This window comes from Spirillospora sp. CA-108201 (genome assembly GCF_050936235.1).
Classification (GTDB): Bacteria; Actinomycetota; Actinomycetes; order Streptosporangiales; family Streptosporangiaceae; genus Spirillospora.
Genome location: NZ_JBNJNE010000001.1, coordinates 7037268 through 7052492, shown reverse-complemented (window position 1 = coordinate 7052492; position 15225 = coordinate 7037268). Strand labels below are relative to the sequence as shown.

Sequence of the window (15225 nt, the reverse complement as noted above, 5' to 3'; positions counted from 1 at the left end):
GGTCAGGCTTCCCAGCGGGCGGCTTCGAGGACGTCGGTGACGTGGGCGGCGGCCTCCCGGCACAGGCGCGGCATGCACTCTCGGAGAGGCTCGACGATGGCCTCGGGGACGGTGCCGTACCCGACGAGATTCCCCAGGGAGTGAGCGATCTCCTCCTGAACCACCGGGTCGGCCTCTCGCGCGAGCGCCTCCACGAGCGGCAGCACGATCGGGGACGTGTCCAGGCCGCCCCTGCACGCGCCGATGAGCAGATCCCCGAGCCGGGCGGCGGCCAGCTCACGGACCTTGGCCTCCACGGCGGACAGCCGCTCCGGCAGTTCCTCGGAACCGCCGGTTCGGAGCGCTTCGTCACTCATGCCCACCCCCGGGTCAGGGCCGGAGGACGATCTTGCCGTGGGTGTGGCGTTGTTCCAGTTCGCGGAAGGCGTCCTGTACCCGGGCCAGCGGGTAGACGCGGGCGATCGTCACTTCCAGCTCCCCGTGCGCGACGAGGCGGGCCATTTCGCCGAGGACGGCCGCGCAGGCGGCCGTGCTCTCCCCGGCGGTCTGCGCGCCGACCCTGGCCGCGGTCCCCCAGTCGCGGATCGTGTTGATCCGCTCGGGACGCACGCCCAGCTCCACCGCCAGGTCGACGTAGCCGGTGCCCCACGTGTCGATGAACGCGTCGACGGTCCCGCCGGACGCCTCCCGGATCCGGTCGGCCACGCCGTCCCCGTACTCGACCGGGATGACGCCGTGATCCTTCAGCCAGGCGTGGTTCGGCTCGCTCGCCAGCCCGATCACCGTGGCGCCGCGCCGCCGCGCGAGCTGCACGGCGAGGGATCCGACGCCGCCCGCCGCGCCGGAGACGACGACCGTGTCGGACCGTCCGGGATCAACGGCGAACACGCCGGCCCACGCGGTCGCGCCCGCCACCTGCAGCGCCCCCGCCACGTCCCAGGACAGCCCGGCCGGGCGCGGGGTCAGCCGGAAGTCATCGACCGCGACGAACTCCGCGTGGCTCGCCCTGTCGTGGGTGAAGCCGAGGACCTCGTCCCCCATCGCGAAGCCGCGCACCTCGGGGCCGAGCTCCACCACGACACCGGCCAGGTCGGTGCCCTGCCCGGAGGGGAACGTCGCCGGCCAGCGCGCGTGCAGCCCGCCCTCCCGGATATGCGTCTCACCGGGCTGGATCCCGGCCGCGCGGACCTCCACCAGCACCTGCCCGGGGCCGGGTGCCGGACGCTCCACCTCCTCCACCCGCAGGACATCGATCCCGCCGTACTCGTGGAACCGCACCGCCTTCATCGCGTGATCACCGCTCTTCCCCGTTCGGGCAGGCCCCGGATGGCCGCCACTTGAGCCTGCCTCGGTTCCGGCGGCCGAGAAACGGACCGCTCTCCCTAGGATCAGCGGTCCGGGTACTGGCGGCACTCGCCGGTGAAGACGGCGGCCAGTTCGGCGTCGATGACCGAGGCCGCGAGGTCCGCCGTGGGGACGCCGTTCAGCACGTCCGGATCCCGGTAGACCTGCATCCCGAGGCCCTCGGTGACGGCGGCGAGCCGGACGGCGGCGGGCACGGGGTCCAGGCCGGGCTCGACCTCCCCGCACTCCTTGCCGTTGCGGACGGCCTGGGCGATGTCGGCGCGCAGGGCGCGGGCGGTCGCGACGTCGACCTCGGCGAGGGCCGGGGCGTCGAGGGCCCGCCCGGCGAAGGCCGTGGCGACCCGGAACTCGGTCCGGCGCGTCTCGTCCAGGGGCAGGAACTCGGCCATCGCCTCGGCGAGGATCCGGGCGATGGGCCTGCGGTGCTCGGCCCCGGCCCGGATCCGCGCGTCGACCCGGCCGCGGATGGACGCGCTGACGTGGCCGAACGCGTGCAGCAGCATGTCGTCCTTGGTGCGGAAGTAGTGCTGCACCAGCCCGACCGAGATGCCCGCGGCGGCGGCCGTGCGGGCGACGGTGACGGCGTCGATCCCCTGCTCGGAGACGAGCGCGCAGACCGCCAGGGCGATCTGGCGGCGGCGCTGCTCGTGGTCGGCGGTCCTCGGCACTTGATAACCATATCGCCGTACGGTAAAACCGTATGCCCGTACGGTTATTCACGCCCGAGGACTTCGCTTGCGCACCTTCTCCGCGGCCCTGCTCGCGCTGCTCATCCTTCTGCTCTGCGTCCCGCCCGGCCCCGCCTCCGCCTCGGCCGGCCCGTATGCCGAGATCGACGCCTATGTCCGTGACCGGATGAAGGCCACGCACTCACCCGGGCTCGGGTACGCGGTGGTCGGCCCCGGCGGTCCGCTCCACCAACGGGCCTGGGGGACGGACGGACGCGGCGAGCGCGTCACTCCGCGAACCCCCTTCCTGTGGGGCTCGCTCGCCAAGCCCGTCACGGCGACCGCCGTCATGACGCTCGTCCAGTCCGGACGACTGCGCCTGGACGACCGGGTTTCCGACCGCCTGCCCGGCTTCCGGTTCGGCGGCCCGGCCCACGCCTCCAAGGTGACGATCCGCCATCTGCTGACCCAGACCGCCGGGATCCCCGCGTCGGCCACGTCCAAGGTCACCGACTGCCACGGTTCCGGCTGCCCGGGGGCCGCCGGGCGTCTCGGCGCCCTGAACGGCGTCGAACCGCTGGGCCCTCCGGGCACGAGATACGCCTACACCAGCGCGAACTACCTGGTCCTCACCGCCGTGGTCGAGTCGGTCACCGGGCGCCCCTTCGCCGACCATCTGCGGCAGGCCGTGCTCGGCCCGGCGGGCATGGACGGCACCGTCGCCGACGCGGAATCCGCCAGGAGGCGGAAGCTCTCGCCGGGGCACCAGTTCTTCTGGGGTGCCCCCGCGGCGACCGCCGACGGGTTCGACGAGCACGGCGCCGGCTACGGGTACCTGGGCGGAGACCTCGATGACCTGGCCGCCTTCGCGTCCCTCCAGCTCCGGGCGGGCGCGCCCGTCCTGACCGCCGAGTCGGCACGGCTCATGCGCCAGGAGGGCCTCCTCCCCGGCGGCGGCGGGACGGGCTACGGGCTGGGCTGGCGGGTCGGCGGGCTGGACGCGCCACTCGACACCGCCATCTGGCACACGGGAGCCACCCCCGGCTACTCGGCGATGCTGTTCCTGCTGCTGCGGCGGAACGTCGCCCTCGTCCTGCAGCAGAACGTGTACGGGCTCACGCAGGACGCGGCGATCATGCAGGTCGGGTTCGGTGCCGCGCGGACGCTCGCGGGCGGCGAGCCGGGCGGCGCCCCGTCCGCGTCCGGATACCTCCTGGCCGTCTGGGGCCTCACCGCGGCGGCCATCGCCCTGGTCGTGGCGGCCGGCCGGTCGGTCCTGCTCCTGCGCCGCCCCGCCTCGGCGCCGCCCCGGATCGCGGCGACCGCCGCATGGACGGTGACCGGCGCGTCTCCCCTGCTCGCCCTCGTGGCACTGGGTGGTATGGGACAACTGCGTCCGCTGCTGACCTGGGTACCCGACGTCTTCCTCGCCGGATGCGCCGCCGCGTGCGCCGGAGCCGTGCTGGCCGCCCTCCGCCTCGCCTTCGCCGTCCGCGCTCCCTCAGCAAAGTGGAAGCGGGCCCGGCGTCGCCGGACCCGCTTCACGTAGGCGGTGGTCAGATCACCTGGACGGTGGTCAGGTCACCGCTGCTGCGGGTTCTGGGCCTCCTCGCGCAGGTCGTCCACGACCTTGTCCGCCGTGGTGCCGGACTCGACCGTGACGGTCAGGTCCTGGTGGTGGACGCTGTCGAAGACGTCGTCGAGGGCGCCGGTGAAGCTCAGCTGCACCGGTTCGCCGCTTGCGGCGGCCAGGTGCAGCGCCTGCTCTGCGGCCGCCCTGGGGTCGCCGCTCAGGGGCAATTTCTGGGGCATGACAATCTCCCTCTGGTCTTTCGATTAGGTCCCGCAAGCGGGACTTCCTACCTGAGATCGTCCAGAAGGAGGAGAGCGACGCCAGCCCGCGCCTCGCGGGCCGTCAGAGCGGCGTGAGCCAGCGGGCGGCCTCCCGCTGGAACGGAACCTCCGCCTCAAGCTGGCAGAGCACCCCGGTCCCCACCCCGAGCGCGCGCTGGGCGGCCACGTACTCGGGCGGGAAGGCCAAGCTGAGGCCGACCGGGATCGACGAGGTCATGCCGTCGAGGACGGCACGCAGGAAGGCGCCGTCGAAGTGGAACGTCTCCGCCCGGACGGCCTCCCCCGACCGTTCGAAGAGCGCCATCAGCCGCGCCCCGTCCGCCCGCACCCCGGGCCGTAGGAAGCCCAGTTCGCGGAGCACGCGGACGAGATCGTCCGGGTCGTCGGCCAGATGGATGAGCATCCACTGGTGGAGCGGGCTCATCGCCGCCGGCCTGTGGCGGTACATGGCGCCGAAGTCCAGGACGCCGAGGCGCCCGTCGTCGAACAGCCGGAAGTTCCCGGGATGCGGATCGCCGTGCATCATCCCGGTCCGCGGGATGCCGGAGAACATCAGCCTGGTCATCAGCAGCCCGGCCCGGTCCCGCTGCGCCCTGGTCCCCGCGGCGATGATCCGTGCCAGCGGGGTGCCGCCGACCCACTCCGAGACGAGCACCCGCCCCCTCTGGAGGACCACTTCGGGGACGACGAAGTCGGGGTCGTCCAGGAACCCCGCCCGGAACGCCGCCTGCGCCTCGGCCTCCCGCGCGTAGTCCAGCTCCTCGGCCAGGCCGTCCATCAGCTCGGCGGCCAGCGCCCGGCCGTCCAGCTCGGGGGCGACCAGCGAGGTGAACCAGCGCATCGCGAACACCGTCAGGTCACGGTCGTCGAGGAGCTCCTCCCGGGCCGCGGGGTACTGGACCTTCACCGCGACCGGGCGACCGTCCGGCAGGACGGCGCGATGCACCTGGCCGAGGGAGGCGACCGCCGCGGGCTCGGGGTCGAAGGAGCCGAAGACGCCGCGCCAGTCCGGGCCGAGGTCGTCCTCCAGCACCCGGCGCACCCGGGCCGCGTCCTCCGGCCGGGCCGCCTCCTGCAACCCGGTCAGCCGCTCCCGGTAGACCGCGGAGATCGACGGCGGGAGGACCGTCTCGTACACCGACAGCACCTGACCGAACTTCATCACGCCGCCCCGGAGCCCGCCGAGGATGTCGAACAGCTGGTCGGCGGTGCGCTCGTGCAGTTCCAGGGAGGTCTCGTCGGTCAGCCGGCCGAGCGCCCTGAGCCCGCCGGCGACCGCCATCCGCCGCCCGGCGCCCAGCGGGAGCGCCGACAGTCTCGCCAGGCGGGGCAGTGCCTTGATTCGCATGCCGACAGCGTCCGCCGCCGCCCGGCCCCGACGCATCGCCCCACGGTCCAGGCCGTGCCGCGCCTCCGGGCGGTGCGGTCTCTGACCGTGGTGGCAGCCGGCCTGCGACCACGGTCGGATGACGGCACGGTCGGCGAAATCTAGGATCTGCGCATGCGATGGACCGCCCCGCCCTGGCCGCTGCTGAGGCTGCTGGCCCTGACGGGGGCGTGCTGGGCGCTCCTCGCCGTGCTGCTCGCCCCCGCCCCACCCGCCCGAACCGTCCTGGTCCTCGGGTATGTCGCGCTGTGGACGTGGCTGTCGATCCGGCCCTGGAATCCGCCCGTCGCGGCGGTGCCCCTGCTGGCGCCCCTGCTCCTGCTGCCCATCGTGTGGGCGCCCGCCGCGAGCGGGAGCGAGGGGTTCCGGCCGTTCCCGTTCGCCGAGGGCACCTACGCCGACGGCGCGCTCGCCGTCGGCGCCGCCCCGATCTGGATCCACCTCGTCGTGCTCGCCAGGGGCCGCGACCTGGCGTGGTCGATCCCGGCGGCCCTGGCCGCGGCTCCCGTCCGGCACCTGCTGGACGGCGGACTGCCGCTGTGGCCGGCCTGGATCATGTGGGGGGCGGGGTTCATGGTGCTCGGCTCGGCCTTCCGCGTCCACGGCATGCTGTACGAGGCGCGGCTCCGGCTCGACCGGGAGGCCGTCGCCGAGGAGCGCAGGAAGATCGCGCGCGAGGTGCACGACCTGGTGGGGCACGGGCTGGGGGTGGTGATGCTGAACATCACCGCGGCACGGCTCGCCACCTCCCGGGGCGACGCCGGGGCCGCGGGCAGGGCGCTGGAGGAGGCCGAGCGGGTCGGCCGGCAGAGCGTGCGGGACGTCCATCGCGGGCTGGTGCTGCTCCGCGACCCGTCCGCCGGTGCGGCGCCGCCCGCGCCCGCCCCGCCCACCGCGGAGGACACCGGGGCCCTGGTCGCCGAGCTGCGGGCCGGCGGGCTCGCGGTGGCGCTCAGCACGCGGGGCGACCTGGGCGCGGTCGACCCGGCGGTCGGGCTCACCATCTTCCGGGTGGTCCAGGAAGCCCTGTCCAACACGGCCCGGCACGCGCCCGGCGCGCCGGCCGCCGTCACCGTGGACGTGCGGCACGGCACCGCCGAGGTCACGGTCACCGATCCCGGGCCGGCGGCGGCGCGGGCACGGTCCTCGGGCGGCGGGCTCGGACTGGTCGGGATGCGCGAACGGGTCGCGGCGCTGGGCGGCACGCTCCGCGCCGGGCCCGTCGGCGCCGGATGGGCGGTCCGCGCGACCATCCCCCTCACGGGGACGGCATCGTGATCAGGTTGCTGCTCGTCGACGACCAGCAACTCGTCCGCGCCGGGCTGGCGCGCATCTTCGAGGGCGAACCGGACGTGGAGATCGTCGGCGAGTGCTCGGACGGGGACGAGGTCGTGCGCGCCGTCGCGCGATGCGCCCCCGACGTCGTGCTGATGGACGTCCGGATGAAGCGGCTGGACGGGGCCGGGGCGACCGAGCGCCTGAGGTCCCGGCCCGGCGCGCCGCCCGTGCTGGTCCTCACGATGTTCGACGATCCGGAGGTCGTCGCGGCCGCGCTGGCGGCCGGCGCCGCCGGCTTCGTGCTCAAGGACGCGCCCGGCGAAGAGATCATCCAGGCGACCCTGGCCGTCGCCGCCGGGAAGGGCTGGCTCGACCCCGCCGTCACCCCGCACGTCCTGCACGCCTGCCGGGCCGTGTTCCGGCCGCGGCCCGCGCCGTCCGGCGGGCTCTCCGACCGCGAACGCCAGGTGCTCGCCCTCATCGGCGCCGGCGCCACCAACCCGGAGATCGCCGCACGCCTCAGCATCGCCGAAGGCACCGTCAAGACCCACATCGGCAGCATCTTCACCAAGCTCGGCCTCCGGGACCGCGCCGCCGCGGTCATCTACGCCCTCCGACACGGCCTCGCGGGCGACTAGGGGCCTGTTTCAGAGCAGCTTCGGCCCCGCGCGCGAACGCGTGAGCTGGCCGGTGGAGCGAAGCCGGAGGCGAGCGGAAGCGGGCAGATCGCGAAGCGATGCCGCGTTCGCCCAGTTCCGGTCACGTAGCGAGCCGCCAGGCGAGCGAAGTGGGCCGGGACTGTGAAACACAGCCGTCCCGAAGCACGAGAGAGGCCCCTTCCTGGTGGAAGGGGCCTCTCTCGCACCGCCGGTCTGGTGCCCGCGAACCGGGACGCCGCGAACACGGCGTCCCGGAACGGAGGTCAGCGGTTGTACTGACCGAAGTCGTACTCCTCCAGCGGGACGGCCTCGCCGGAGCCCTGGCCGAAGGCGTACTCGGCGCCGTCGTCGTAGGAGCCGACGGAGTACACCGCCGCCTTCGCCTCCTCGGTCGGCTCGACCCGGACGTTGCGGTACTGGGGCATGCCCGTACCGGCCGGGATGAGCTTGCCGATGATGACGTTCTCCTTGAGGCCGAGCAGCGGGTCGCTCTTGGCGTGCATCGCGGCCTCGGTGAGCACCCGGGTCGTCTCCTGGAAGGACGCCGCCGACAGCCACGACTCGGTCGCGAGCGAGGCCTTGGTGATGCCCATCAGGACGGGGCGGCCGGCGGCGGGGACTCCGCCCTCGGCCACGACGTTCCGGTTCGTCTCCTCGAAGATCGGACGCTCGACCAGATCACCCGGGAGCAGGTCGGTGTCGCCCGACTCCAGGATGTTCACCCGCTTCAGCATCTGGCGGACGATGATCTCGATGTGCTTGTCGTGGATCGACACGCCCTGCGACCGGTACACCTCCTGCACCTCCTGCACGAGGTGGAGCTGCACGGCGCGGGGACCGAGGATGCGCAGCACCTCGTGCGGGTTGATCGCACCCGCGATGAGCTGCTGGCCGACGCCCACGGGCTCGCCCTCCTTGACCAGGAGGCGGGACCGCATCGGCACCGGGTAGGCGATCTCGTCGGAGCCGTCGTCCGGGACGACGACGACCTTGCGGGCCTTCTCCGTCTCGTCGATCTTGACGCGGCCGGCGACCTCGCTGATCGGGGCCACACCCTTGGGGATGCGGGCCTCGAACAGCTCCTGGACACGCGGCAGACCGTGCGTGATGTCGCCGCCCGCCACACCGCCGGTGTGGAAGGTGCGCATCGTCAGCTGCGTGCCGGGCTCGCCGATGGACTGCGCGGCGATGATGCCGACGGCCTCGCCGACGTCCACCCGCTTGCCGGTGGCCAGCGAGCGGCCGTAGCAGGCGGCGCAGACACCGATCTTGGCCTCGCAGACCAGGGCGCTGCGGGTGCGGACCTTCTCCACGCCCGCCTCGACCAGACGGGTCACGACCGCGTCGGACAGGTCGGTGTCGGCGGGGAAGATGACCGTCCCGTCGACGACGACGTCCTCGGCGATGGTGCGGCCGACCAGGCTCGTCTCCGAGGTGGCGAGCTTGACCAGGGTGCCGTCCTGCAGGCGGTCGGCGACCTCGAAGGGGATCGTGCGGTCGGTGCCGCAGTCCTCCTCGCGGACGATGACGTCCTGCGCGACGTCCACCAGGCGCCGGGTCAGGTAACCCGAGTCGGCGGTGCGCAGCGCGGTGTCGGCCAGGCCCTTGCGGGCGCCGTGCGTCGAGATGAAGTACTCGACGACCGACAGGCCCTCGCGGAAGGACGACTTGATCGGACGCGGGATGGTCTCGCCCTTGGGGTTGGAGACCAGGCCGCGCATGCCGGCGATCTGGCGGAGCTGCAGCGGGTTGCCTCGGGCGCCCGACTGGATCATCATCCAGATCGGGTTGGCCTTCGGGAACGCCTTCTCCATGTCCACCGCGACGTCCGCGGTGGCCTTGTTCCAGATCTCGATGAGCTCCTGCTTGCGCTCGTCGTCGGTGATCAGGCCGCGGTTGAACTCCCGCTGCACCTTCTCGGCGCGCGCCTCGTAACCGCCCAGGATCTCCGCCTTGTTGGGCGGGGTGATGACGTCGTCGATCGCGATCGTGACGCCGGACCTGGTGGCCCAGTGGAACCCGGTGCTCTTCAGCGCGTCCAGCGCGTTGGCGACGGCCACCTTCGGGTAGGTCTCCGCCAGCTCGTTGACGATCGCCGAGAGCTGCTTCTTGCCGATCTCGTCGTCCACGAACGGGAAGTCGTCCGGGAGCGTCTCGTTGAACATCGCGCGGCCGAGCGTCGTCTCCAGCCGGTAGGGCCGGCCGGGCTCGTAGCCCTCGGGCGCCTTCCAGCCGCGGGGCGGCGGGATGTCCTTGAGCCGGATCTGGATCCGGGCCTGGAGGTCCAGCTCGTGCCGGTCGTAGGCCATGATGGCCTCGCCGATCGAGCCGAACGCGCGGCCCTCGCCCGTCGCGCCGTCCTTCTGCGTCGTCAGCCAGTACAGGCCGATGACCATGTCCTGGGTGGGCATGGTGACGGGCTTGCCGTCCGACGGCTTCAGGATGTTGTTGGTCGACAGCATCAGGATCCGCGCCTCGGCCTGGGCCTCGGCGGACAGCGGCAGGTGCACCGCCATCTGGTCGCCGTCGAAGTCCGCGTTGAACGCGGTGCAGACGAGCGGGTGGATCTGGATGGCCTTGCCCTCGACCAGCTGCGGCTCGAACGCCTGGATGCCGAGCCGGTGCAGGGTCGGCGCCCGGTTCAGCAGCACCGGGTGCTCGGTGATGACCTCTTCCAGCACGTCCCACACGACCGGGCGGGCCCGCTCGACCATCCGCTTGGCGGACTTGATGTTCTGCGCGTGGTTGAGGTCGACCAGCCGCTTCATGACGAACGGCTTGAACAGCTCCAGCGCCATCTGCTTGGGCAGGCCGCACTGGTGCAGCTTCAGCTGCGGGCCGACGACGATGACCGAACGGCCGGAGTAGTCGACGCGCTTGCCCAGCAGGTTCTGCCGGAACCGGCCCTGCTTGCCCTTGAGCATGTCGGACAGCGACTTCAGCGGACGGTTGCCGGGCCCGGTGACCGGGCGGCCGCGGCGGCCGTTGTCGAACAGCGCGTCGACGGCCTCCTGCAGCATCCGCTTCTCGTTGTTGACGATGATCTCGGGAGCGCCGAGGTCGAGCAGGCGCTTGAGCCGGTTGTTGCGGTTGATCACCCGGCGGTACAGGTCGTTCAGGTCGGACGTGGCGAACCGGCCGCCGTCCAGCTGGACCATGGGACGCAGGTCCGGCGGGATGACCGGGATGCAGTCCAGCACCATGCCGAGCGGGCTGTTGCGGGTGTTGAGGAACGCCGAGACGACCTTCAGCCGCTTGAGGGCGCGGGCCTTCTTCTGGCCCTTGCCGGTGCGGATGATGTCGCGCAGCTTCTCGGCCTCGGCGTCGAGGTCGAAGTTCTGCAGCCGCGCCTGGATGGCCGCGGCGCCCATGCCGCCCTCGAAGTACTTGCCGAAGCGGTCGCGCATCTCGCGGTAGAGCAGCTCGTCGCCCTCCAGGTCCTGGACCTTGAGGTTCTTGAAGCGGCTCCAGACCTCGTCGAGGCGGTCGAGCTCGCGCTGCGCGCGGTCGCGCAGCTGCTTCATCTCCCGCTCGGCGCCGTCGCGCACCTTGCGCTTCTGGTCGGCCTTCGCGCCGGCCTCCTCCAGCTCCGCCAGGTCGCCCTCCAGCTTCTGCTGGCGGGCCTCGACCTGCGCGTCGCGGGCCTGCTCGATCTGCTGGCGCTCCACGGAGATGTGGGCCTCCAGCGTCGGCAGGTCGCGGTCGCGCCGCTCGGCGTCCACGCTGGTGATCATGTAGGCCGCGAAGTAGATGATCTTTTCGAGATCCTTCGGGGCCAGGTCCAGCAGGTAGCCGAGCCGGGACGGGACGCCCTTGAAGTACCAGATGTGCGTGACGGGCGCGGCCAGCTCGATGTGGCCCATCCGCTCACGGCGCACCTTGGCGCGGGTCACCTCGACGCCGCAGCGCTCGCAGATGATGCCCTTGAACCGGACGCGCTTGTACTTACCGCAGTAGCACTCCCAGTCGCGGGTAGGACCGAAGATCTTCTCGCAGAAGAGCCCGTCCTTCTCCGGCTTGAGGGTCCGGTAGTTGATCGTCTCCGGCTTCTTCACCTCACCGTGCGACCACTGGCGGATGTCGTCGGCGGTCGCCAGACCGATGCGAAGCTCGTCGAAGAAGTTGACGTCAAGCAACTGTTTTCCCCTTGAGTTCTCAGACCTCGTCGACGCTCATCGCGCCCTCGTTCGGGCGGCGGGAGAGGTCGATGCCGAGCTCCTCCGCGGCGCGGAAGACGTCCTCGTCGGTGTCGCGCATCTCGATGGACATGCCGTCGCTGGAGAGCACCTCGACGTTGAGGCACAGCGACTGCATCTCCTTGATGAGCACCTTGAAGGACTCGGGAATGCCGGGCTCGGGGATGTTCTCGCCCTTGACGATGGCCTCGTAGACCTTCACGCGGCCGAGGACGTCGTCGGACTTGATGGTCAGCAGCTCCTGGAGGGCGTAGGCGGCGCCGTAGGCCTCCAGTGCCCAGACCTCCATCTCACCGAAGCGCTGGCCGCCGAACTGGGCCTTACCGCCGAGCGGCTGCTGGGTGATCATGGAGTACGGGCCGGTCGAGCGAGCGTGGATCTTGTCGTCGACCAGGTGGAGCAGCTTGAGGATGTAGATGTAGCCGACGGAGATCGGGTCGGTGTAGGGCTCGCCGGTGCGGCCGTCGAACATCCGCGCCTTGCCGCCCGGTCCGACCATGCGCTGGCCGTCGCGGTTCGGGAGCGTGCTCTCGATCAGGCCGGTGACGTCGTCCTCGCGGGCGCCGTCGAACACCGGCGTCGCGGTGTTCGTCCAGGCCGGAGCCTCGTCGGCGCCGATGGCCTTGAGGGCCTGCTTCCACTCGGCGTCGTCGCCCTCGACCTTCCAGCCGCGGGAGGCGACCCAGCCGAGGTGGGTCTCCAGGACCTGTCCGACGTTCATGCGGCCGGGCACGCCCAGGGGGTTCAGGACGATGTCGACGGGGGTGCCGTCCTCCAGGAACGGCATGTCCTCCACCGGCAGCACCTTGGAGATCACGCCCTTGTTGCCGTGCCGGCCCGCGAGCTTGTCCCCATCGGTGATCTTGCGCTTCTGCGCCACGTACACCCGGACCAGCTCGTTGACCCCCGGCGGCAGCTCGTCACCGTCGTCGCGGGAGAACACCCGCACCCCGATGACCTTGCCCTGCTCACCGTGCGGCACCTTCAGCGAGGTGTCGCGCACCTCGCGCGCCTTCTCACCGAAGATCGCCCGCAGCAGCCGCTCCTCGGGCGTCAGCTCGGTCTCCCCCTTCGGGGTGACCTTCCCGACCAGGATGTCCCCGGGCACCACATCGGCGCCGATCCGGATGATCCCCCGCTCGTCCAGGTCGGCCAGGACCTCCTCGGACACGTTCGGGATATCGCGGGTGATCTCCTCAGGACCCAGCTTGGTGTCACGCGCGTCGACCTCGTGCTCCTCGATGTGGATCGAGGACAGCACGTCGTCCTGCACCAGCCGCTGCGACAGGATGATCGCGTCTTCGTAGTTGTGGCCCTCCCACGGCATGAACGCCACCAGAAGGTTCTTGCCCAGCGCCATCTCACCGTCGTCGGTGCACGGACCGTCGGCGATCACCTGACCGACCTCGACCCGCCGGCCCTCGTCCACGATCGGCTTCTGGTTGAAGCACGTGCCCTGGTTGGACCGCTTGAACTTCGACACCCGGTAGGTCGTCCGGGTCCCGTCGTCGTTCATCACCGTGACGTAGTCGGCCGAGACCTCCTCGACCACACCCGCCTTCTCCGCCGTGATCACATCACCGGCGTCGGTCGCGGCACGGTACTCCATGCCCGTCCCCACCAGCGGCGCCTCACTGCGCAGCAGCGGCACCGACTGCCGCTGCATGTTCGACCCCATCAGCGCACGGTTGGCGTCGTCGTGCTCAAGGAACGGGATCATCGCCGTCGCGACCGAGGTCATCTGCCGCGCGGAGACGTCCATGTACTGGACCTCGCGGGCGGGGACCAGCTCGACCTCGCCGCCCTTACGGCGGACCAGGACGCGGTCCTCGACGAAGGTGCCGTCGTCGTTCAGCAGGGAGTTGGCCTGCGCGATGACGTAGCGGTCCTCCTCGTCGGCCGTGAGGTAGTCGATCTCCTCGCGGACGACGCCGTCGGTGACGCGCCGGTACGGGGTCTCGACGAACCCGAACGGGTTGACGCGGCCGAACGCGGCGAGCGAGCCGATGAGGCCGATGTTGGGGCCTTCGGGCGTCTCGATCGGACACATCCGCCCGTAGTGCGACGGGTGGACGTCACGGACCTCCATGCCCGCGCGCTCACGGGACAGACCGCCGGGGCCCAGGGCGGAGAGCCGCCGCTTGTGGGTGAGGCCGGCCAGGGGGTTGGTCTGGTCCATGAACTGCGACAACTGGCTGGTGCCGAAGAACTCCTTGATGGAGGCCACCACCGGCCGAATGTTGATCAACGTCTGCGGCGTGATCGCCTCCACGTCCTGCGTGGTCATCCGCTCACGCACCACCCGCTCCATGCGGGCCAGACCCAGACGCACCTGGTTCTGGATCAGCTCCCCCACCGTACGCAGCCGCCGGTTGCCGAAGTGGTCGATGTCATCGACCTCGATCGGCACCGCCACACTGCCCAGGGTCGCCTCCTCCTCACCCGCGTGCAGCCGCACCAGATACTCGATCGTGGCCACGACGTCGTCCTCGGTCAACGTCCCCTGGTTCATGTCCAGGTCCAGACCGAGCTTCTTGTTGATCTTGTAACGGCCGACCTTCGCCACGTCGTACCGCTTGGGATTGAAGTACAGATTCTCCAGCAGCGTCTGCGCCGACTCCCGCGTCGGCGGCTCACCCGGCCGCAGCTTGCGGTAGATGTCCAGCAGCGCGTCATCCTGCCCGGAGGTGTGATCCTTCTCCAGCGTCACATTGATCGACTCATACGAGCCGAACCGCTCCCGGATCCGCGCCTCGTCCCACCCCAGCGCCTTCAGCAGAACCGTCACCGGCTGCTTGCGCTTGCGGTCGATGCGCACACCCACGTTGTCACGCTTGTCGATCTCGAACTCAAGCCAGGCACCCCGACTCGGGATCACCCGGCACCCGTAGATGTCCTTGTCCGACGCCTTGTCCAGCGCCCGGTCGAAGTACACCCCCGGCGAACGCACCAGCTGGGAGACCACGACACGCTCGGTGCCGTTGATGATGAAGGTGCCCTTGGGGGTCATGAGCGGGAAGTCGCCCATGAACACCGTCTGGCTCTTGATCTCACCGGTGGTGTTGTTGATGAACTCCGCCGTGACGAACATCGGGGCGGAGTAGGTCATGTCCTTGTCCTTGCACTCCTCCACGGAGTACTTGGGCGGCTCGAACCGGTGATCCCGGAACGACAGGGACATGGTCCCGGAGAAGTCCTCGATCGGACTGATCTCTTCGAAGATCTCCTCCAGCCCCGACTGCGTCGGGACGCTCTTACTTCCGGCCTTCTGGGCCGCCTCGACCCGGGCCTTCCACCTCTCGTTGCCCAGCAGCCAGTCGAACGAGTTGGTCTGCAGAGCAAGGAGGTCCGGGACTTCGAGCGGCTCCTTGATGCGCGCGAAGGAGACGCGGTTCGGACCGGTTGCGGTATTCGAGGCGTTGCGCGAGGCTGCCAAGAGTGGTCCTTCCGAGGGCTCGCGGCGTAACAGATGACACGCACGCCAGACGATCCACGTTCGAGACCTGCTCAAAGAGGTCCAAACCGGACCCTCAAAGAGGCCCGAACCGGGCCTTCACAGGAGTGCTCTCACACGTGGATAGTCAGAGGGCAGCGCAAAGGGGCAGTGTAGCCGAACCGGTACACCGCTCGCAACTCTAGCGCCGCAGTATGCATCACGTTGCCATGGAGCATCGCCCCTCAGCGCCTCTCAGTCAAGAGCGGACTTGGACTTTTCAGGCCCTGACCTGCAGTGAGGAAGGCCATAGTTTAGGGATCCGGGTTGACAGCGCGCGAATCGCCGCGGGCGGCGGGTCGCGCGCCCGCGGGCCGCCCGGCCC

10 protein-coding genes are annotated in these 15225 nt (G+C 70.9%); 3 read left to right on the top strand and 7 right to left on the bottom strand.

From position 1 onward, the window contains the following. Positions 1-2: 2 nt before the first annotated feature. The 3 genes from ACQEU6_RS33885 to ACQEU6_RS33875 all read right to left on the bottom strand — a co-directional run bounded on the left by ACQEU6_RS33885 (position 3) and on the right by ACQEU6_RS33875 (position 2033). Positions 3-356, bottom strand: coding sequence for a hypothetical protein (locus ACQEU6_RS33885; protein ID WP_499337387.1), 354 nt, complete (start codon positions 354-356; stop codon positions 3-5). Positions 357-369: 13 nt separating this feature from the next. Further along, positions 370-1287, bottom strand: coding sequence for an NADP-dependent oxidoreductase (locus ACQEU6_RS33880; protein ID WP_499337385.1), 918 nt, complete (start codon positions 1285-1287; stop codon positions 370-372). 101 nt (positions 1288-1388) lie between these two features. Beyond that, entirely contained in the window at positions 1389-2033 is a 645-nt protein-coding gene (locus tag ACQEU6_RS33875) for a TetR/AcrR family transcriptional regulator (protein WP_499337383.1), read from the bottom strand. 67 nt (positions 2034-2100) lie between these two features. On the opposite strand from ACQEU6_RS33875, the gene ACQEU6_RS33870 reads away from it, so the two are divergent. Then, positions 2101-3582, top strand: a complete 1482-nt coding sequence (locus tag ACQEU6_RS33870; protein ID WP_499337381.1) for a serine hydrolase domain-containing protein — start codon at positions 2101-2103, stop codon at positions 3580-3582. Positions 3583-3614: 32 nt separating this feature from the next. On the opposite strand, the gene ACQEU6_RS33865 is transcribed toward ACQEU6_RS33870, so the two are convergent. Then, positions 3615-3845, bottom strand: a complete 231-nt coding sequence (locus ACQEU6_RS33865; protein WP_499337380.1) for a hypothetical protein — start codon at positions 3843-3845, stop codon at positions 3615-3617. 103 nt (positions 3846-3948) lie between these two features. Then, positions 3949-5235 (bottom strand): ABC1 kinase family protein, encoded by a 1287-nt coding sequence (locus ACQEU6_RS33860; RefSeq protein ID WP_499337379.1) that lies wholly within the window; start codon positions 5233-5235, stop codon positions 3949-3951. Positions 5236-5388: 153 nt separating this feature from the next. Between ACQEU6_RS33860 and ACQEU6_RS33855 the strand changes: the two genes are divergently transcribed. Both ACQEU6_RS33855 and ACQEU6_RS33850 read left to right on the top strand, forming a co-directional pair. Beyond that, positions 5389-6552 carry a sensor histidine kinase gene (locus ACQEU6_RS33855; protein WP_499337378.1) on the top strand — a complete coding sequence of 388 codons (1164 nt, stop codon included), beginning with the start codon at positions 5389-5391 and terminating at the stop codon, positions 6550-6552. Next, positions 6549-7190 (top strand): response regulator, encoded by a 642-nt coding sequence (locus ACQEU6_RS33850; RefSeq protein ID WP_499337376.1) that lies wholly within the window; start codon positions 6549-6551, stop codon positions 7188-7190. The genes ACQEU6_RS33855 and ACQEU6_RS33850 overlap by 4 nt, the downstream gene beginning before the upstream one ends. 284 nt (positions 7191-7474) lie before the next feature. On the opposite strand, the gene ACQEU6_RS33845 is transcribed toward ACQEU6_RS33850, so the two are convergent. Beyond that, complete coding sequence (locus ACQEU6_RS33845) at positions 7475-11347, bottom strand: DNA-directed RNA polymerase subunit beta' (RefSeq protein WP_499337374.1); 3873 nt, start codon at positions 11345-11347, stop codon at positions 7475-7477. Between the two features lie 19 nt (positions 11348-11366). Beyond that, positions 11367-14843: a DNA-directed RNA polymerase subunit beta gene (gene rpoB / locus ACQEU6_RS33840; RefSeq protein ID WP_499337373.1), complete on the bottom strand. Its 3477-nt coding sequence runs from the start codon at positions 14841-14843 to the stop codon at positions 11367-11369. Positions 14844-15225 lie beyond the last annotated feature (382 nt).

Coding starts and splice junctions, on each gene's coding strand:
- ACQEU6_RS33860 (WP_499337379.1), bottom strand. CDS start 5,235: ATGCGAATCAAGGCACTGCCCCGCCTGGCGAGACTGTCGGCGCTCCCG.
- ACQEU6_RS33865 (WP_499337380.1), bottom strand. CDS start 3,845: ATGCCCCAGAAATTGCCCCTGAGCGGCGACCCCAGGGCGGCCGCAGAG.
- ACQEU6_RS33880 (WP_499337385.1), bottom strand. CDS start 1,287: ATGAAGGCGGTGCGGTTCCACGAGTACGGCGGGATCGATGTCCTGCGG.
- ACQEU6_RS33885 (WP_499337387.1), bottom strand. CDS start 356: ATGAGTGACGAAGCGCTCCGAACCGGCGGTTCCGAGGAACTGCCGGAG.
- ACQEU6_RS33855 (WP_499337378.1), top strand. CDS start 5,389: ATGCGATGGACCGCCCCGCCCTGGCCGCTGCTGAGGCTGCTGGCCCTG.